Origin of the sequence: Arsenophonus apicola (genome assembly GCF_020268605.1) — a bacterium.
Classification (GTDB): domain Bacteria; phylum Pseudomonadota; class Gammaproteobacteria; order Enterobacterales; family Enterobacteriaceae; genus Arsenophonus; species Arsenophonus apicola.
Genome location: NZ_CP084222.1, coordinates 2896663 through 2915066 on the forward strand (window position 1 = coordinate 2896663; position 18404 = coordinate 2915066).

Genomic DNA, 18404 nt, shown 5'->3' on the forward strand with positions numbered 1-18404 from the left:
TACCTCAACATAATCAGATTGACCTTAATAGTTAAGAATATTAACACTAAAATAAAATAACAAAGAACGACCGAATACCTTGTAAACCTATTTTGATTAATTCTCGCACAACTAACTTTTTTCTACTTAAATTTCAGCTAAGTTTCAAAAAAATCTTATCCATATAATAAAAGCAATAATATAACAATTTCTTAGTCTACTCCCAAAGAACGTAAGTAAAATGAATACAAAAATTGTCAATTATTATAAATAACTTTTCTAAATCAATACATTAAAATTACACAATCATGCATACCAAATATGTGGTTTATAACTGTCCTGTAAAATTTAGTTGATATCGCTATGTGACAATAGATCTATGAAGAAGCACAATTATATCAAATCTCCAATCATTCAAATGTGACCCTACACTAAAATTAATAACATTTAACTACCAAAAGAATGAAAATTGCATTTTTAGGCTGTTACAACCTTATTTTTAACCTAATTATAATTAGTAGAGGACTTTATGAGTATCGATTAATCAGAAAGCATACTTCAGTAACTATGATAAAAATTACAATTTATTAATAATAATATAGTCTTTCAACTATTAATATGAATTAAATTAAGATAATGTTTCTACAATTTGCGTTGCAATTAGCTATTAAGTAATAACAATAATCCTATACTAAGAACTCATCATAAGGAAAATGGATATGCATCTCTTTCCTCATTTATTTAAGCCATTAGACTTAGGTTATACGCAATTAAAAAACAGAGTAATTATGGGCTCTATGCACACTGGACTAGAAGAGCATCCTCAAGCTAGTGTTAGGCTAGCCACGTTCTATGCAGAAAGGGCAAAAAATAATATTGGATTAATTATTACTGGCGGCATCGCCCCTAATCACCCTGGCAGCCTTACCAAAGATGGTGCAACCCTAATTAGTAAGAAACAAATTATTCACCATCAAAAGATTACTAATGCGGTGCATCAAGCAGGAGGGAAAATCGCCTTGCAAATCCTTCATGCTGGCCGTTATAGCTACCATCCTGATCTAGTTGCACCTAGTGCATTACAAGCGAGTATTAATCCCTTTTTGCCTAAACCACTCAGTCATACTGCAATTTTACAAACAATTGAAGACTATGCCCATTGCGCTGAACTTGCTTCGCTGGCAGGCTATGATGGTATAGAAATTATGGGTTCAGAAGGTTATTTAATTAACCAATTTATTACTCAATATACAAATCATCGTGAAGATTTGTGGGGCGGTAGTTATCAAAATCGGATCCGATTTCCGATTGAAGTTATTAAAGCTGTTCGACAACGAGTAGGCCATAATTTTATTATTATTTACCGATTATCTATGCTTGATTTAATTGAAAAAGGATCCGATTGGAGTGAAATAGAACACTTAGCAAAAGCAATCGAAATGGCTGGAGCATCGATGATCAGTACCGGTATTGGCTGGCATGAATCGAGGATCCCGACTATTGCAATGATGGTACCAAGAGCAGGCTTTACTTGGGTCACTAAAAAATTGATGGGAAAAATATCAATTCCTTTAATCTGCGCTAATCGCATCAATTCGCCTGAACTAGCCGAGCAGATTTTATCTGATGGCTGTGCTGATTTAGTCTCTATGGCGCGGCCTTTTCTTGCTGATTCAGAATTTATGACTAAAGCGGCGGAAAATCGTGCGGATGAAATTAATACCTGTATCGCTTGTAATCAAGCCTGTTTAGATCAGATATTTGTTGGTAAGCAAGCATCATGTTTAGTTAATCCGCGCGCTTGTCATGAATTAGACTTTCCATTTCGACCAGCATTAAAACCAAAAAATATTGCGGTTATTGGCGCCGGTCCAGCGGGATTATCATTTGCTATAACCGCAGCAGAGCGTGGCCACCATATTACCCTATTTGAGCAAGAAAGTCAGATCGGTGGTCAACTAAATCTTGCTAAACAAATCCCTGGAAAAATAGAATTCCAAGAAACAATTCGTTACTTTCAACGCCAACTGACACTAAAAAATGTTACTATTCATTTAACTAACAAAGCCTCAGCCGAACAACTGGTAAACTTTGATGAAATCATCATTGCTACCGGCGTACTACCTAAAAAAATCCACATAGAAGGCATTGATCACGACAGTGTCGTGAATTATTACGATGTACTAAAACACCATATTACCATCGGTTCGCAAGTAGCAATTATTGGCGCTGGCGGGATCGGCTTTGATATCGCACAATATCTTTGTCAAGAAATAGATAAAAGTAGCCAAGACATTGATGCATTTACTCATCAATGGAACATTGATACAACGATCACACAACCAGGCGGTATTTATCCTAAAGGAGAACATCAACTTGCTTCTCCTAGTAAAATTTATCTGCTACAACGAAAATCAACGCGTGTTGGTGAACAACTTGGCAAAACAACCGGCTGGATCCATCGCTTAAACTTACTACGTTATGGCGTTACTATGATGAATGGTGTTAGCTACCAGAAAATTGATGATCAGGGATTGCATATTTACCATAACAAGCAAAAAAAGTGTTTGCCTGTTGATAACATCATCATCTGTGCTGGCCAAGAATCCCTTCGCACTTTAGCCGACGCACTATACAAATTAGGCAAAAAACCCCATATTATCGGTGGTGCTGATATTGCCGTAGAACTTGATGCACGGTGTGCTATTGATCAAGGAATGCGCCTTGCATATGCAATATAAAGAAAAACACTAATAATCGCCGATAATTAGTCTTTGCTTTATGCTTTACTAAGCTTGCATGTATGATATAAGACAGTAACCAACATGTTTTTTTCTATAATCATGGCAAATTGTTTTTATGGTTATAAAATGTTGTATCTACGTTAGTTAGGATAAAAAAAGATACCACCATATACAAAAACAGATTTATTAGATAAACAACTAACTAACCCTTTTATTAATAAATTAACTAGCAGAACAAATTTAGCTAATAGAGAAATAACAATATCCCTTTTTACCATTTTTAATTAATATTAAGGGATACAGTATTATAATATTTAAAACTATTATTTAATTATTAAATATGTTTTTTATATTTATTAAAGATATAATTAAAGAACATTGTCAATGTTAAAATAGCCGCAACAATAGTCAGTGAAACAGCGGTAGGAATGTGAAATACATCCATTAATAACATTTTTATGCCAATAAAAATTAAGATAATAGACAGTCCGTACTTTAGCATAGAGAATTTTTCAGCAATACCTGATAAAACAAAATACATCGCCCGCAAGCCTATAATCGCAAATAGATTTGAAGTCAATACAATAAAAGGATCCGTTGTTACTGCAAAAATAGCCGGGATGCTATCCACCGCAAAAATAATGTCACTAATCTCAACTAAAATTAATACCATAATCAACGGTGTCGCCAATAAAATGCCTTGTTGACGAATAAAAAAACGCTCATCATGTAAAGTATTTGTCATGCGTATATGAGAACCGAGCCATTTCACTAATGGTTTTTTATCAATCGATTGATCATTTTCTTTAACAAAGAACATCTTAATACCAGTGAAGAGTAGAAAAATGCCAAAGAGATACAAAATCCAGTGGAACTGTGAGACTAGCCAACTACCTGTAAAGATCATGATAGTACGCAATACTATCGCTCCCAATACACCATAGATAAGGACTCGGCGCTGTAAATTCACCGGAATTGAAAAATAATTAAATAACATTAACCAAACAAATACATTATCAACAGCTAATGCTTTTTCTAGTAAATAACCGGTTAAAAAAGCCATTGTTTGGCGGTTAGCAATCATTAGGCTAGTTGTTTGTTTAAAATAAAACCATAAACCTAAGGCAAACAACAATGCCAAACTAATCCAAATTAAACTCCATATAATCGCCTGTCTTACTGTTATTTCCCTTCCCTTATGCTTACCCTGTAAAGAAATATCAATAAGTAACATAACCGCAATAACAATAGTAAAGATTGCCCATAATACGGGAGTACCAACAGTATGCATATTAGCTCCTAGAAACGAAAAACGGCCGAACCCCACAGAAGGCTCAGCCGTTATAATCCATTTTAGTCTTCATAGGTTTCTATTCCACTAATTTAAATTATAAGTAAACCTTGCCTACTGGCAAGGTCTCACTTACAACACAAAAGCGACTTAGAAATTCACCTGTGATGCCCGGTTACCGGGTGCATAACACCGTAATGACGATAAACCGGCTGAAGAAGTTACTCCCCTTTGCTAGCTAATAAAATAAAAGATCTGCTACCAAAACACAAGATGTTGGTAAATGTATTTCATGAATTGTAAAAAAATAAAATATTAAATAGAAAGTCAATTTCACCGAAAATTTACTATTTAGTTATTTATGATTTTGTTAGAGTATCACATTAGTCTAATATATTATGCTTATACCTGAATTTAATATTTAAAGCTCATATACAAGCTTTTTAACTAGGATTGCATTATCTCTAATAAGGGATAATAGATAATAACTGCCAATTAGGTTTAAAGATAACGGTATTTAGGAAACACTTGATGGAATTAGTTAAAGAACTTTTTTTTGCACTCTGGCATCAAGATTACAATATGCTAATGAATCCTTCATTAGTATGGGCTATCTACATTATATTGTTTGCAATATTATTTTTGGAAAATGGAATATTACCTGCCGCTTTTTTACCTGGTGACAGTTTGCTTATCCTAGTCGGTGTCCTAATAGCCAAAGACACGATTAATTATCCATTGACAATCATTATCTTAACCGCAGGTGCCAGTTTGGGTTGCTGGATAGGATATCTCCAAGGTAAATGGCTAGGAAACAATAAAATCGTGCAAAGCTGGCTCTCTCATCTACCTGAACATTATCACCAACGTGCTTATAGCCTTTTCCATCGCCATGGCTTGGCAGCGCTGCTTATTGGCCGCTTTCTTGCTTTTATCAGGACAATTCTACCTACCATTGCCGGCCTATCCGGTTTACCTAATGGACGCTTTCAGTTTTTTAATTGGCTTAGTGGGTTACTTTGGGTATTGATTTTAACCACTATTGGTTATGTATTCGGTAAAAGTCCACTCTTTCAATACTATGAACGCCAAATCATGAGTATTTTGATGCTGATCCCGGTTGTCTTGCTTTTTATTGGTCTAATAGGCAGTATAGCCGTAGTACTAAAGAAAAAATTTAATCGCCGTAATCCTTAAATCCAACTTAATTTATGCTGTTGCCTACTTTCCTGGTAACAGCATTCCTTTCAATCAAACTTTTTATCAAATTTTTATACCAATATAGTTATTTTTATATTTCAATATAACAAATTTTAAATTACCTTTAATGAGATATAGATTGATTTTATTGGATCTTTTACTATTCTCAAAGAACAAGAGTAGTAAAAATTAACGATCTTTATTGAAAAGAGGTTAACGTTATGAAAAATACCGAAAACCTACGTACAGAATTAAAATCATTAGCTGATTCTTTGGAAGAAGTTTTGAACAATACAGAAAATAAGTCCAAAGCAGAAATTGATAAAATTCGCCGTAAAGCAGAAAAAGCGTTAAACGATTCTCGCCAAAAACTGAGTGATGTCAGCAGCAAAATTATTGATCAAACCAAGGAGGTTGCTGGCCGGGCTGATGATTATGTACATGAAAAACCATGGACCGGTGTTGGTGTAGGTGCCGCTGTCGGGCTGGTATTAGGCATTTTACTGGCTAGACGTTAACATGCGAGAAAATCAACATCCAAATGGACCGGCTAAAGGCTTGCTAACTACCTTACAACGGATAGGTTCTATTCTTGTTAATATGGTTGAGACGCGACTGCAACTCATTGCAGTCGAGCTCGAACAAGAAAAGCAAACCTTTGTCCAACTGATTTTATTAGCCGGTACCACATTACTATTGATCGCATTCGGCCTGATGAGTTTGCTGGTATTAATTTTTCTTATGGTTGATCCCGCCTATCGTATACAAGTGGTTGCTATTACAACAGCTGTTTTACTTATCCTGGCATTATTAGGTACTTGCTGGACATTAAAAATAGCCCATCGCACGTCTCTATTAGCGGCAACCCGTGAACAATTAAAGCAGGATATCAAACAGTTAAAACAGGATGAACATGAAACTGAGTAAAGCGAAACAATTGGCATTAAAAAAGCAGCAATTGTTAACCAATATTCAGCAGCAGCGTAATGTGCTGTCCGCAACTTCTGAGCATTGGTTAGCAATTACTGCACCCTATGATCGTACCTGGCAAAAGATGCTAGCTTTCAAACCATTGGTTATTGCAAGTTTTTCATTAATTGCACTCTATCATATTCGTCATCCTAAAAAACTTTATCGCCTCAGTCGACGCGCTATTGGTATTTGGGGAATAGCAAAAACTTTACAAACATTTATAGCAAAAAAAGCGTAACCGATTGGCAAATTCGAAAAAAACTTCCTCCTATCAATAACAAATTATCCTCCATTAATTCATTCAATTTTTTTGCATAATAGATTGAATTTTTCTGGCTAGTATTTTTAATAATCTAGGCTTTACTATAAATAAAACAGCAATTAATTAATTCTTGTTTGGCAGTCAAACGTTCACTACAGATTAAAACCCTTACTTTAAATAGTAAGCTTTAAGAAGGATGTATATGAAAAACATAGAGAATATCACAATCCTGGTGGCTCGTATTTTAATGCCACTGTTATTTATTTTTGCCGGCTATGGTAAGCTTGGCAGTGGTTATATTGAAACCCAGCAATATATGCATGCAATGGGCGTGCCGGCTTTTTTACTGCCATTAACTATTTTATTAGAGCTTGGCGGTGGCATCGCGATCCTATTTGGTTTTTTAACGCGAACCACAGCTATTTTTACCGTTGCTTTTAGTTTGTTAACCGCTTTTATTTTTCACTTCAACTTTGCCGAAGGCGATAACCAATTGATGTTTTTAAAAGATCTCTCTATCGCTGGCGGTTATATGCTATTAGCCATTCTCGGGCCAGGCAAATTCAGTATCGATCACTGGTTAAATAAAAAATGGTAATATAACGTTTGGGCGATCATATTACCATCGCCCATAAGTAAAATTTAACCAACTATTTTTAAGCTAAATGATCGGTATTGTGATCACTATTAAACAACTGTGGAATTTGACGCAAGCACCAAAATTTAGCTTCACCAATTTTGCCACGATGCCAAGCCATAATAATATTCGTCTCATGGCTATATTCTGATCCGACGACACGTAATCGCCCCTCTTTAATATCTTTTTCAACCAACCTATAAGGCATAGTCGCAACACCCAATCCTGCTAATAAAGCACGACGTTTTTCATCAAGCGAACTTACTGTTAATCGCTGCTGTTTATCTAATAACTGTACCGTTAAGACTGGTCGTTCTTTGGCGGTATCTGCAATAGCAATTCCACGATATTTAATCCGTGTCATGTCGGAAAGTGGCTCTGGCTCTTGATGAATAGGATGCTCAGGACTAGCAACATAAACATTATTGATAGTACCAAGTAAACGACTATTAATTTCAGGTGAAGAACGAAAATGCAAATCAGGTGCAATCACAATATCTGCTTTACCGGTTTCTAAACATTCCCATGCGCCGGCTAACACTTCAGTTAACAAACTGAGCTGAGTTTCCGATTTTTGTGCTAATTTATCGACTAAAGGGAAAAGTGTTGAGACCGGGATCAATACTTCACAAACAATGGTAAGATAGGGTTCCCAACCACGCGCCAAGGCTTCAGCATCAACCACAAGTTTATCGGCCGCTTCTAACAATAATCGCCCCCGCTCCAACAACATCCGTCCAACATCAGTAAAACGTGTCCGATGGCCAGAACGATCAAAAAGCTCCACATCGAGCTCTTCTTCCAATTTTTGCATCGTATAACTTAATGCAGAAGGGACTTTACCTAATTCATCAGCTGCTGCTGCAAAACTTCCGCGTCGATCAATCGCATTCATTACGCGTAACGCATCTAATGTTAGTGCACGCTCTTTACTCATAAAAAATCTCAATCAAGAAATTTGAATGTTTAACTCAGATTAACTAGCTAACAATTTTTCGTCTAGTTAATTATTATTTTTTCATCATAAATTATCTGAAAGGTAAAATTACTATGATAATTCCTAGATTAGAAAAAGAGTGTGGTCATGCTGATTTTGGTTGGTTACAAGCACAGTATACTTTCTCTTTTGGTCACTATTTTGATCCTAATTTTACCCATTACGGTGCTTTGCGAGTATTAAATCGAGAAATTATCGCGCCAAAAGCCACCTGTCGAGCCAAAAGCTATCCCAATATCGATATCATTAATTTGGTTTTACAGGGCGACGCTGAGTTCCACGATAGTGAAGGAAATTGCATTCATCAATCAGAAAATGAGTGCTTACTTTTCTCTCCGATCCATAACATAAGTTATAGCGAACACAATACTAATCACGAAAAACCATTAATCCAATTACAATTATGGATCAATGCCTGTGTTGAATATTTCTGCCAACCACCACAAAAACGTAAACTGATTAATAATAACTCATTGACATTACTTGCTTCACCAAATGGTTCGGAGAATAGCTTAAAAATCCGACAACAAACTTGGGTTAGTCATATTTATTTAAAAACAGAACAAAATATGACACTTAGCCTGAAAGGGAAAAAGAGTTATCTATATTCGATTACAGGAATAGTAAAATTAGAAAATAACAATCACAAAATTGCTTATATTGACTATAGTGATGGTGCATTTTTGATGCAGGAACAAAAGGTAAAATTAACTGCCCAAACAGATTTTCGTGGCATGTTGGTTTATTTAAATTAAACATAAAATTGATAACTTTCAATAAAGTATTTAATAAAAAGATCGACAACCAATAAAAGTGATAGAATAAATATAGTTGTTTTAATAGATATAATTTATTTGGATGTCAGTGATAACCTTTTCATCAAGTTTTTAACTAGGATATCATCTTCAATCACCAACAACTTTTCTATTTTATTAATTGAAAGGTATAACTCGTGGCTGTGTTTACAAATCAACGTATTCATCAAATTTTTACTAATATTCAGACCGAAATTGTATCGCAAGAAGAACTTGCCAAGCGTTTTGGTGTTTCAACGCGAACCATACGTTCAGATATTAACGAATTAAATGAATATTTGCAGGGCTATGATGCGTGCATCGTTTATGAGCGCGGTAACGGATACCATTTAAAAATTAATAATGAAGCCCTTTTTGCTACCATCAAAACGGAAAAAATAGCCGATGATGAAAATATTCCCCGCACCGCAAGAGATCGGGTTGATGCATTATTATTAAAGCTTTTAATGTTGCCATTACCCGTTAAACTTGATGATATTGCAGAAAAATGGTTTATTAGCCGCGGTACTATACAGCAGGATATGAGTATCGTCAGAGAATATTTACATAAACATGACATCCAACTGGAAGGCATTCCACATCAAGGGATACGATTAAGCGGGGATGAATGGGCAATTCGTACTTGTATTACCGAAATATTATGGCGGCGTTTCTCACAGGAAATAAATAAAGACATTGTTAAATTTAGTCTGACCTATCTTGATAATATTGATTTAACCTATATTGATAAAGTACTACAAAATAGCCTTAGCCGTTTTGATATTTGACTGACTAACGAAGGCCACCAATATCTTATCTTTAATTGTGCTACCACTATTTTGCGTATTACTCGTGGCCGTGAATTAACCACTTTTATCAATAACGAAATGGATCCTGTTATTCAGAACGCAGTGAAAGAAATTTCTAACGGGTTGATTTACTTTCTCGGCGGTGATCTATCAAAAGCTGAACAAGCTTACTTATGCACACAACTAGCTGCCCAACGTATTATTGGTAATGAACAGCCCACGCAAAAAACAGGTTTACATACCAAATTGCTTGATCATATTTTGCAATATATAAACGACTCCTATAATTACGATTTACGTAATGATGAGAAATTAAAACGTGATTTGACCACCCATCTCGCCACTTTATTGACTCGTTTACAATTTAATATTAATACACCCAATCCTTTACTTAACGATATCAAACAATTTTATCCTTTTGCTTATGATGTCACCCTCGATGCACTACGCAGTGCCAGTACCCTACTCCCTTACCCAATAAGTGAAGACGAACTTGGTTATCTGGCAGTCCATATTGGAGTAAGTTTGGAATGTAATTATGGTACCAGCCACCATCACCCAACACAGGTACTAGTCGTTACTGATTCAGGCAACTCAACAGTACGCGTTATAGAAACCAAAATTATGCGTGAATTTCCACAACTAAAATTTAATCGTGCGCTATCGTTACAAGAATATGAAGCCTTAGAGAACATCGATGAAGACTTTGTCATCACCACTATCCGATTAGCGGAAAAAAATAAGCCGGTAGTGAAAATCGCTCCCTTTCCAACTCCCTATCAATTGGAGCAAGTCGGGCGTCTTGCGATGATCAACCAAACCAAACCTTATATTATTGAACGATTCTTTGATAAACGTTATTTCATCATACTTAATGAAAAAATTAGCCAAGAAGCACTATTTAAAAAAATTTGTAAAAAACTCCAAGTCGATGGTTATGTCACAAACGATTTTTATCCATCGCTGATCGAACGCGAATCTATTGTGTCAACCTTACTGGGCGGAGGTATTGCCTTACCTCACTCATTAGGTTTATTGGCAAATAAAACGGTGGTTGTTACCATAATTTCACCACAAGGAATCGAATGGAATGCAGAAACTAAGGAAGTTGCTAATGTCATTTTTCTGCTAGCTATTAGTAAAGCAGACTATGAAGAAGCAATCGCTATTTATGAGTTATTCGTTACTTTTGTCAAAGAAAAAGCGACCAAAAGGCTAATTAATAGTAGAAATTTCAATGACTTTCAGGTTATTGCCAAGGATAGCCTAAGTCGTATTAATTAATAATTTCCACTTAATAGTGGAAAAGTGGAAATAATAAGCTAAAAGTGCCATTTTTAGTGATCATTATCATAAGACAGGTAACTTTTTTATCTTTTTGGCTCGCCTCTTGCTCTTAGTTTGCTTTAAATTGGCAAGCTAAACTTCCAGAAACCTATTATTATTTAGCTGGCTATTTCCACTTAACCAGCTCACTAAATAAACAAATAATTAATCAACTTTACATTACCTAATCTACTGAAATAAAACAAAAATAATAATATTGCAACGTATTGAATAACAATAAAAATAATAAAAAATCTACCCTTGATTTAGTTAAATTTCCAGTTTGATTAAAATTAATTCATTATTTTGGTCTTTATTTTTCCAGATATTTGCCAGTTTAAAGTGGAAATGTTTCCTCTCCAAAACCATACTGGAAAGAACTAAAGTTATTCACAATAGCAAAAGACTGGTTTTATTTTAATTTCCAAATGGGATAGCGAAAGTTTATGAGTGAATCCTCAATTGTTTTTAATGTCGCAAAAGATAACCTGGATGTAGAGACTGTCACCAATAAATTAATTTCTATTATCGATGGCTGGCTAAAAGCGGAAGGGGCCCATACAACTGATGTTCAACAACAGATGCTACGTTCTCACGTTAAAGCAATGGTAGAGAGAGCAAAAACAGGTGAGTCTCTGCCTGAAGTGGATGTCTCACTGTTTGAAGAAATATCGCCTGAATCTATAGCCTTGGCCGAGAAAGTTGTTAATACCTTGCCTGGCCTGGCATACGAAGAGGCTTATCTGCTCTCAGTTCATTTTGAAGTAGCACGTTCTAACTCTTAAAGATAATAGGAGAATTAAATATGAAACAGATCCATGTCGTTATTGGTGATCGTTTAGGCAAAGGACAAAAAGTGGCTGCCGGTGTTGAAGCTGCTGGTGGTAAAGCAACCGTCATTCCTGGCGTTGCTGCTGATATGAAGTTAGGCGACGTAATGAAAGAGCATAATGCAGACCTAGGGATCTCATTCTGTGGTAGTGGCGGTGCAGGTGCCATCACTGCACAGACTAAGTATGGTTATAAAGCACGTTATGGTATGCGTTCGATTGAAGAAGGCGAAACGGCGATTGCAGATGGCTGTAATGTCCTCGGGTTTGGTTTTATGGATAAAGAAGAGTTGGGCGAACGTTTAGTCAAAGCATTTAATAAGAAACATGGCAATGCATGATGAAACAGAAAATGGAAACATCTGTACGTGTTAATGGTCAAGGGAATTCCCGACAAAAAGCACTTGCTGATGCACTAAGTTCAATACAACGTACCATACTAAAAAACACTGATAACATTCTGCTACGTATCGAACCGAAAGACATCACTGTTATCAGTGCTAAAGTAAAAACGACAACAGAAAGGTTTCTTTTTTTATTCTTACCTCGCAAGCGTGAATATTTCTCTGTTGTTTTAGATGTTTCATTAGATATCACCTTGCTAAATGTTAAAGAAATCACATTTACCGATGAATAATCGGTATCTTGATTTGGAGAAAAAGTCATGGGCGAGACAACGTCTTTTTTAGAAATACTCGGCATGTCCCTAATTATCGGTGGCTTATGTGGTTTTGGCCTCGGTGCAGGTGCTGCGCGTATGTTTCACGCACCCACCGTTCAAGGTATGGGAGCTTTCCGTACATTAGGTGAATTAAATTCCTGTGAAGGCGATCCTGCTTCTCACTTTTCATTCGGCTTAGGTTTTTTCTTCAATGCTTGGGCATCATCTGTTGCTGCTGGTGCTTTTACGCAAGACGTTGATCACCGAATTATACCCAACTGGGGTACCGCCGTTTTGATGATCAAAAACCGCAATGTCGCAGAAACAATGCATAATCCGAAGAAAATGGCTATTGCCTGTGCCATTATCGGTGCCATAGTGGTTGCTTTCTTAAATACAACGGCTTCTGCTGTGCCTGCTGCGCTACAAACAACGGCAATTAATGTCTTAGTCCCTGCGGCAAATTTATTAGTCGAAATCGTCATGCCGGTTATCTTCTGGTTAGCCGCCATGGATGCTGGTCGGCGTTCTGGCTTTTGGGCAACGCTGTTTGGCGGTTGTGCACAACTTGTTATGAGCAATGCCATTCCAGGTCTGGTACTTGGGATTTTAATTGGTAAAGGCGTCGACGATAGTGGCTGGACAAAAATTACCCGCACTATGATGATAGCAGTGATTTTATTGTTCGTACTCAGTGCCTTCTTCCGCGGATTTGATATCAAAATACTCGAATCTTTCCATCTTGGTGCACCAAACTGGCTGCAACATATCCACCAAATCATGAGTGGAGAATAATTATGACAACGGAAATCAATAAAAAAGACTTTTGGTATGCAGAGTGGTCATTTCCTCTGTTTGTTGGACTTCTATCCGCCGGTATCTTTGCCGGCACCCATATGTATGTCGTTTATGGCTTTGGCGCTTTCAATGAAGTTGCCTTTGTGGCTATGCTACGTTCTGGTCTTGATACCGGTGTCTTTGGTGCAGTGGCGGCATTTGGTGCTAGTTTCCTCTTTGCCCGTATTATTGAAGGATCACTGGTAGGGATCTTGGATATCGGTGGTGCGTTGCAAACTGGACTTGGTTTAGGCGTACCAGCGCTATTACTTGCTAGTGGTATGGACTTTTTGGTCACCAATTTCTGGGCATCGCTGATGACCGGCTTAGTATTAGGTATCGTTATTGGTTGTATCATTATCTTCGCCCGCAAATTTACCGTTGGACAAACTAATTCCACCTTCGGGGCTGATGTCATGATGGGTGCAGGTAACACCTCTGGTCGGTTTTTAGGGCCGTTGATCATCTTAGCCGCGATGGCAGCCTCGATTCCAATTGGTATCGGTTCGCTGATTGGTTCGCTACTTTTTTATATTTGGAAAAAACCGATTGCCGGCGGAGCAATACTCGGTGCGATGGTTCTGGGCTATTTCTTCACTATCGCCGCCTAAATTAGTAAGAAAATAAAGAAGGCTATTATGAACGATCTCATTATCAAACAAGGGAAACTTATCAACGACCAGATCGTTGATATCTTAGTACGTGATAGCAAAATTGTTGCCATTGGCCCAGATGCTGCCAAAGGACAACAAGCAACTAAAATGATTGATTTAAAAGGCCAACTCTATATTAGCGCTGGCTGGATCGATGCCCATACCCATTGTTACCCAGAATCACCGATTTATTTCGATGAACCCGACTTAGCCGGCGCATCCTGCGGGGTTACCACACTAGTAGATGCTGGTAGTGTCGGGGCTGACGATATTGATCACTTTTTTGCTGTTACACGTAAAGTCAAAACCAATGTTTATTCACTGCTTAATATCGCTAAAACAGGTATTATTGCTCAAAATGAATTAGCCGACATGCAGCAAATTGATGAAGCTAGTTTACAAAAAGCTATCGATGATCATCCAGACTTTGTCGTCGGGATAAAAGCACGCATGAGTAAAAGTGTGGTTGGTGAAAATGGTATAACTCCGCTTGTCAAAGCAAAAGCGATGCAGAAAAAAAGTGGGTTACCATTAATGGTGCATATTGGTAATAATCCTCCCAATCTCGATGATATCGCTGATTTGTTAACCAAAGGTGATATCATTACCCACTGTTTTAATGGTAAACCTAATCGTATTTTGGATGATAATGGCAATTTAAAGCCATCGATTCAACGCGCTCTTGCCCGTGGCGTGATCCTGGATGTGGGTCACGGTGGTGAAAGTTTCAGCTTTAAAGTTGCGGAACAAGCAATGCGTATTGGAACTTATCCCGATATTATCAGTTCCGATATTTACCACAAAAACCGTATCAATGGTCCAGTTTATAGTCTGGCTTTCGTAATGACCAAATTTCTTTGTATGGGGTTCTCAATACAACAAATCATTGATTGTGTTACGAAAAAAGCTGCAGACCTGCTTCATTTGCAAGGTAAAGGCTATCTAGACATTGGTATGGACGCAGACTTCACTATCTTTGATCTCAAAGAAGAGCGTACTCAACTTTCTGATGCAGAAGGTGAAGTACGCATTGGTAGCCATAAGTTTGTGCCTGTTGTTGCCATTGTTGGCGGTAAAGAAATCGTTTCCACAGAAAGTGAGTCTGAATATGCAATCGATTTATGAACAATATCAACTCAAAAATGTCATTAATGCCTCCGGTCGCATGACAATGCTAGGTGTTTCAACGCCCAAAGCAGAAGTTACAGAGCGCGTCGGTTATGGACTTAATCATTACTTTGAAATCAAAGATCTGGTAAATAAAACCGGGCAATATATTGCCAAGCTACTTAAGGTGGAAAATGCGGTGGTTGTTTCTTGCGCCTCAGCAGGAATTGCGCAATCCGTCGCGGCCGTGATAGTAAAAGATAATGCCGATTTACTTTATAATCTTCACACTTCTCATCAACCTGTTGCCCGTGAAATTGTCATACCAAAAGGACATAATGTTAATTATGGGGCACCAGTTGATACCATGGTTGCACTTGGTGGGGGTGAAGTTGTCGAAGCCGGTTATGCTAATGAGTGTAGTGCTGCCCAAGTTGCTGCTAAAATTACCGATCAAACCGCAGCTATTCTTTATGTAAAATCGCATCACTGCGTACAAAAAAGTATGTTAACGGTAAAAGAAGCGGCACTAGTTGCTAAGAAACATAAAATCCCGTTAATTGTCGACGCCGCCGCAGAAGAAGATCTAATGGCTTATTATCAAGATGGCGCTGATTTGGTGATCTACAGCGGAGCTAAAGCAATTGAAGGTCCAACTAGCGGCCTAGTTATTGGTAAACATCAATACGTTGAGTGGGTTAAACAACAAAGTAGCGGCATTGGTCGCGCAATGAAAGTTGGTAAAGAAGGTATTTTAGGTCTAACACTGGCGATTGAACTTTACCTAACTGCCATAAAAGAAACCGGTAAACAAATGGTTGAGCGGATGTCTGACTTTATCAGTGAGCTCAACAAAATCAAAGGTGTCAAAGCCCAAATTGTTTGGGATGCAGCTGGCCGTGATATTGCTCGGGCAGAAATAAGCTTCGATCAAAAAGCCATTGGTAAAACCACTTACGCCATGATGGCAGAATTGAAACAAGGCGATACCGCTATCTATTTTCGCGAATATAAAGCCAACGAAGGGAAAGTTGAGGCTGATATCCGTAGTGTTACTAACGAACAAATGAAAACAATTGTCTCACGCATACGCCAAGTTGTTACTGGAGTCAAATAATGGGAAAACAATTAACCCCTAATTTTTATCATGATCGTGTTTGTCTGAATGTTCTGGCAGGCTCTCACCAAAATGCTAAAGAAATTAATCAAGCTGCTGAAACTTATGTCGTGGTTGGCGTGCTGTCGAAAAACTATGCTGACTTAAATAGTGCCATCGAAGATATGGCTAAGTATGCTGATGAAATTGATAATGCGCTTTCTGTCGGTTTAGGTGCAGGCGATCCTAATCAATCTAATATGGTTTCGCAAATTGCTAAAGTTATTCAACCTCAACATGTAAACCAAGTATTCACTGGGGCGGCAACCAGTCGTGCACTATTGGGCCAAGAACAGACTATCGTTAATGCCCTTATTTCACCCACTGGCCAAGTTGGTAAAGTAAAAATTTCTACTGGACCGCTAAGCTCAAATTATCCTGATGCCATTGTTCCTGTTGAAACGGCAATTGCAATGCTAAAAGATATGGGCGCAAGCTCAGTGAAATTTTTTAATATGGCAGGATTAAAATATCGCGAAGAGTATCAAGTTGTTGCCGAGGCTTGTGCTAGCTGTGATTTTTACCTTGAACCAACCGGCGGTATCGACTTAGACAATTACACGGAAATTCTTAAAATCGCATTAACTGCTGGCGTAAAGAAAATTATTCCGCATATTTATAGTTCTATTATCGATAAAGCAACCGGTAATACCCGTCCTGAGGACGTCAAAAAATTACTTGAAATGACTAAGCAGTGTTTATAGACGCTATTGATAATAAATAATCGGTTTATCAATTCTATTGCATTTTAAATAGTTAAAAAGTAAAACCCCATTGTGAGTAAACTTACAATGGGGTTTTTTAATGGTTTAGAGTCAGCCGATAAGCCGGGTTCTGTCGTGGACAACCATTCATCTAGGCCAGCACTTGCGCACTGACTCAAGCAGCCTACCCGGGTTCGATGCGGGCCGCATCTAATGAACCCCTATTTGGCCTTGCTCCGGGTGGAGTTTACCGTGCCACAAACTGTTGCCAGCTGCGCGGTGCGCTCTTACCGCACCCTTTCACCCTTACCTGTGCTTTAATAGCCATCGGCGGTTTGCTCTCTGTTGCACTAGTCGTAAGCTTTCGCCTCCCAGACGTTATCTGGCACCCTGCCCTATGGAGCCCGGACTTTCCTCCCCTTTATTATCAATTACCTACGGTAACCAACAACAAAGCAGCGGTCGTCTAGCTAACTCCAACGCCAAATTATAGGGATTTAACATTAATTTGTATAGTTATTTATAACAGCTGGCCAACTGCTAATCTACTTGATTGCACTATCAGCGCTAACTTGTTGCTCAAGGGCATGCTTATATAATGCATTCTTCTTTAAACCATAAATTTCTGCGGTAATGGCCGCCGCTTTTTTTAACGGTAATGATTGTTGTAATAATGCTAACGTTTTCTTCACCTCAGAGGAAATGGCTGCATTAGCCTCCTTTGGTGCTCTATACCCTTCAACCACCAAAACCATTTCGCCGCGATAACGATTTTCATCTACTTTTACCCAGTCAAGTAGTTCTCCAACCGGCAAACCATGAATAGATTCCCAGGTTTTTGTCAATTCCCGCGCCAAAATAACATAACGTTCAGCGCCCCAAATAGTTACCATATCCGCTAAGGTGTCTAACAAACGGTGGGGTGACTCATAAAAAATTAGTGTTCTAGACTCATCCATTAGCTCTTGCAATACCTCTTGTCGACTCTTGCGTTTTGCCGGTAAAAAACCTTCATAACAAAAGCGATTTGAAGCAATTCCGGCCGCAGAAAGCGCTGTAATTGCAGCACAAGGCCCTGGCAAGGGAACCACCCGAATGCCAACTTGTCGACAATATTTTACCAAATGATAACCAGGATCATTAATTAATGGTGTTCCAGCATCAGAAACTAACGCTATACTTAGTCCCTGTTTTAATTGCGGAATTAATTGATCTGTTTTCTGCTGTTCATTATGATCATGTAAGGACATCATGCGGGTATCAATAGCAAAGTGCTGCAATAATAAACCCGTACGCCGGGTATCTTCCGCGGCAATAAGATCCACCTGCTTAAGGATCTGCAATGCACGCAGAGTGATATCGTCCAAATTACCAATTGGAGTTGGTACAATATATAGCGTTGATACCATCTCTACCTCTTTAGCTTGATTTGGTTCATTCATTGT

Annotated in this window: 20 protein-coding genes and 1 other RNA gene; 17 read left to right on the forward strand and 4 right to left on the reverse strand. The window is 37.9% G+C overall.

What is annotated here, in order from left to right; translation table 11 throughout:
- Window positions 1-698 precede the first annotated feature (698 nt).
- Window positions 699-2720: an NADPH-dependent 2,4-dienoyl-CoA reductase gene (locus LDL57_RS13680; RefSeq protein WP_180559436.1), complete on the forward strand. Its 2022-nt coding sequence runs from the start codon at window positions 699-701 to the stop codon at window positions 2718-2720.
- A 337-nt stretch (window positions 2721-3057) separates the two neighbouring features.
- Here the strand turns inward: LDL57_RS13680 and LDL57_RS13685 are convergent, their stop codons facing one another.
- Window positions 3058-4014: a TerC family protein gene (locus tag LDL57_RS13685; RefSeq protein WP_225506104.1), complete on the reverse strand. Its 957-nt coding sequence runs from the start codon at window positions 4012-4014 to the stop codon at window positions 3058-3060.
- Window positions 4015-4545: 531 nt separating this feature from the next.
- On the opposite strand from LDL57_RS13685, the gene LDL57_RS13690 reads away from it, so the two are divergent.
- The 5 genes from LDL57_RS13690 (at window position 4546) to LDL57_RS13710 (ending at window position 7046) form a co-directional block, all read left to right on the forward strand.
- On the forward strand, window positions 4546-5211 hold the full coding sequence (locus LDL57_RS13690) for a DedA family protein (RefSeq protein ID WP_180559434.1): 666 nt from the start codon (window positions 4546-4548) through the stop codon (window positions 5209-5211).
- A 224-nt stretch (window positions 5212-5435) separates the two neighbouring features.
- Window positions 5436-5732, forward strand: a complete 297-nt coding sequence (locus LDL57_RS13695) for an ElaB/YgaM/YqjD family protein (RefSeq protein WP_180559433.1) — start codon at window positions 5436-5438, stop codon at window positions 5730-5732.
- A 1-nt stretch (window position 5733) separates the two neighbouring features.
- Window positions 5734-6141, forward strand: a complete 408-nt coding sequence (locus LDL57_RS13700; protein ID WP_180559432.1) for a phage holin family protein — start codon at window positions 5734-5736, stop codon at window positions 6139-6141.
- Window positions 6128-6424, forward strand: coding sequence for a YqjK-like family protein (locus LDL57_RS13705; RefSeq protein ID WP_180559431.1), 297 nt, complete (start codon window positions 6128-6130; stop codon window positions 6422-6424). The genes LDL57_RS13700 and LDL57_RS13705 overlap by 14 nt, the downstream gene beginning before the upstream one ends.
- Window positions 6425-6650: 226 nt before the next feature.
- The gene (locus tag LDL57_RS13710) at window positions 6651-7046 is read left to right on the forward strand and encodes a DoxX family protein (protein ID WP_180559430.1); all 396 of its coding nucleotides are present in this window, start codon (window positions 6651-6653) and stop codon (window positions 7044-7046) included.
- 58 nt (window positions 7047-7104) lie between these two features.
- Here LDL57_RS13710 and LDL57_RS13715 read toward each other — a convergent pair whose 3' ends face one another.
- Window positions 7105-8022 (reverse strand): LysR family transcriptional regulator, encoded by a 918-nt coding sequence (locus LDL57_RS13715; RefSeq protein ID WP_180559429.1) that lies wholly within the window; start codon window positions 8020-8022, stop codon window positions 7105-7107.
- Between the two features lie 113 nt (window positions 8023-8135).
- Here LDL57_RS13715 and LDL57_RS13720 point away from each other — a divergent pair, with 113 nt between their 5' ends.
- The 11 genes from LDL57_RS13720 to dagF all read left to right on the forward strand — a co-directional run bounded on the left by LDL57_RS13720 (window position 8136) and on the right by dagF (window position 16959).
- Window positions 8136-8837 carry a pirin family protein gene (locus tag LDL57_RS13720; protein WP_180559428.1) on the forward strand — a complete coding sequence of 234 codons (702 nt, stop codon included), beginning with the start codon at window positions 8136-8138 and terminating at the stop codon, window positions 8835-8837.
- A 197-nt stretch (window positions 8838-9034) separates the two neighbouring features.
- Window positions 9035-9664 carry a BglG family transcription antiterminator gene (locus tag LDL57_RS13725; protein ID WP_225506115.1) on the forward strand — a complete coding sequence of 210 codons (630 nt, stop codon included), beginning with the start codon at window positions 9035-9037 and terminating at the stop codon, window positions 9662-9664.
- Window positions 9665-9715: 51 nt separating this feature from the next.
- Window positions 9716-10969 (forward strand): BglG family transcription antiterminator, encoded by a 1254-nt coding sequence (locus LDL57_RS13730; protein ID WP_225506131.1) that lies wholly within the window; start codon window positions 9716-9718, stop codon window positions 10967-10969.
- A gap of 488 nt (window positions 10970-11457) precedes the next feature.
- Entirely contained in the window at window positions 11458-11796 is a 339-nt protein-coding gene (locus tag LDL57_RS13735) for a transcriptional antiterminator (RefSeq protein WP_180559427.1), read from the forward strand.
- 20 nt (window positions 11797-11816) lie between these two features.
- A complete protein-coding gene (locus LDL57_RS13740; protein WP_026821393.1) occupies window positions 11817-12182 on the forward strand; it encodes an SFCGS family glycine-rich protein in 366 nt (121 codons plus the stop codon).
- Window positions 12182-12478: a DUF4312 family protein gene (locus LDL57_RS13745; RefSeq protein WP_180559537.1), complete on the forward strand. Its 297-nt coding sequence runs from the start codon at window positions 12182-12184 to the stop codon at window positions 12476-12478. Before LDL57_RS13740 ends, LDL57_RS13745 begins: the two co-directional genes overlap by 1 nt.
- Window positions 12479-12505: 27 nt before the next feature.
- The gene (locus LDL57_RS13750; RefSeq protein WP_225506145.1) at window positions 12506-13297 is read left to right on the forward strand and encodes a DUF4311 domain-containing protein; all 792 of its coding nucleotides are present in this window, start codon (window positions 12506-12508) and stop codon (window positions 13295-13297) included.
- Window positions 13298-13299: 2 nt separating this feature from the next.
- On the forward strand, window positions 13300-13950 hold the full coding sequence (locus tag LDL57_RS13755) for a DUF4310 family protein (protein ID WP_180559425.1): 651 nt from the start codon (window positions 13300-13302) through the stop codon (window positions 13948-13950).
- Between the two features lie 27 nt (window positions 13951-13977).
- On the forward strand, window positions 13978-15117 hold the full coding sequence (locus LDL57_RS13760; protein WP_180559424.1) for an amidohydrolase/deacetylase family metallohydrolase: 1140 nt from the start codon (window positions 13978-13980) through the stop codon (window positions 15115-15117).
- Window positions 15101-16216, forward strand: a complete 1116-nt coding sequence (locus LDL57_RS13765; protein WP_180559423.1) for a DgaE family pyridoxal phosphate-dependent ammonia lyase — start codon at window positions 15101-15103, stop codon at window positions 16214-16216. Before LDL57_RS13760 ends, LDL57_RS13765 begins: the two co-directional genes overlap by 17 nt.
- Window positions 16216-16959: a 2-dehydro-3-deoxy-phosphogluconate aldolase gene (dagF, locus tag LDL57_RS13770; RefSeq protein ID WP_180559422.1), complete on the forward strand. Its 744-nt coding sequence runs from the start codon at window positions 16216-16218 to the stop codon at window positions 16957-16959. Before LDL57_RS13765 ends, dagF begins: the two co-directional genes overlap by 1 nt.
- A gap of 103 nt (window positions 16960-17062) precedes the next feature.
- On the opposite strand, the gene rnpB is transcribed toward dagF, so the two are convergent.
- Together rnpB and rsmI are read right to left on the reverse strand one after the other, a co-directional pair.
- Window positions 17063-17437, reverse strand: an RNA gene (gene rnpB, locus LDL57_RS13775) — RNase P RNA component class A.
- 67 nt (window positions 17438-17504) lie between these two features.
- The gene (gene rsmI / locus LDL57_RS13780; RefSeq protein ID WP_180559421.1) at window positions 17505-18401 is read right to left on the reverse strand and encodes a 16S rRNA (cytidine(1402)-2'-O)-methyltransferase; all 897 of its coding nucleotides are present in this window, start codon (window positions 18399-18401) and stop codon (window positions 17505-17507) included.
- Window positions 18402-18404: the final 3 nt, after the last annotated feature.

Bases quoted from the DNA above. Each gene is read 5' to 3' on its own strand.
- LDL57_RS13760 (WP_180559424.1), top strand. From the start codon at position 13,978: ATGAACGATCTCATTATCAAACAAGGGAAACTTATCAACGACCAGATC.
- LDL57_RS13715 (WP_180559429.1), bottom strand. From the start codon at position 8,022: ATGAGTAAAGAGCGTGCACTAACATTAGATGCGTTACGCGTAATGAAT.
- LDL57_RS13765 (WP_180559423.1), top strand. From the start codon at position 15,101: ATGCAATCGATTTATGAACAATATCAACTCAAAAATGTCATTAATGCC.
- LDL57_RS13685 (WP_225506104.1), bottom strand. From the start codon at position 4,014: ATGCATACTGTTGGTACTCCCGTATTATGGGCAATCTTTACTATTGTT.
- LDL57_RS13755 (WP_180559425.1), top strand. From the start codon at position 13,300: ATGACAACGGAAATCAATAAAAAAGACTTTTGGTATGCAGAGTGGTCA.
- LDL57_RS13735 (WP_180559427.1), top strand. From the start codon at position 11,458: ATGAGTGAATCCTCAATTGTTTTTAATGTCGCAAAAGATAACCTGGAT.
- LDL57_RS13710 (WP_180559430.1), top strand. From the start codon at position 6,651: ATGAAAAACATAGAGAATATCACAATCCTGGTGGCTCGTATTTTAATG.
- LDL57_RS13695 (WP_180559433.1), top strand. From the start codon at position 5,436: ATGAAAAATACCGAAAACCTACGTACAGAATTAAAATCATTAGCTGAT.
- LDL57_RS13750 (WP_225506145.1), top strand. From the start codon at position 12,506: ATGGGCGAGACAACGTCTTTTTTAGAAATACTCGGCATGTCCCTAATT.
- LDL57_RS13700 (WP_180559432.1), top strand. From the start codon at position 5,734: ATGCGAGAAAATCAACATCCAAATGGACCGGCTAAAGGCTTGCTAACT.
- dagF (WP_180559422.1), top strand. From the start codon at position 16,216: ATGGGAAAACAATTAACCCCTAATTTTTATCATGATCGTGTTTGTCTG.
- rsmI (WP_180559421.1), bottom strand. From the start codon at position 18,401: ATGAATGAACCAAATCAAGCTAAAGAGGTAGAGATGGTATCAACGCTA.
- LDL57_RS13720 (WP_180559428.1), top strand. From the start codon at position 8,136: ATGATAATTCCTAGATTAGAAAAAGAGTGTGGTCATGCTGATTTTGGT.
- LDL57_RS13745 (WP_180559537.1), top strand. From the start codon at position 12,182: ATGAAACAGAAAATGGAAACATCTGTACGTGTTAATGGTCAAGGGAAT.
- LDL57_RS13690 (WP_180559434.1), top strand. From the start codon at position 4,546: ATGGAATTAGTTAAAGAACTTTTTTTTGCACTCTGGCATCAAGATTAC.
- LDL57_RS13705 (WP_180559431.1), top strand. From the start codon at position 6,128: ATGAAACTGAGTAAAGCGAAACAATTGGCATTAAAAAAGCAGCAATTG.
- LDL57_RS13680 (WP_180559436.1), top strand. From the start codon at position 699: ATGCATCTCTTTCCTCATTTATTTAAGCCATTAGACTTAGGTTATACG.
- LDL57_RS13740 (WP_026821393.1), top strand. From the start codon at position 11,817: ATGAAACAGATCCATGTCGTTATTGGTGATCGTTTAGGCAAAGGACAA.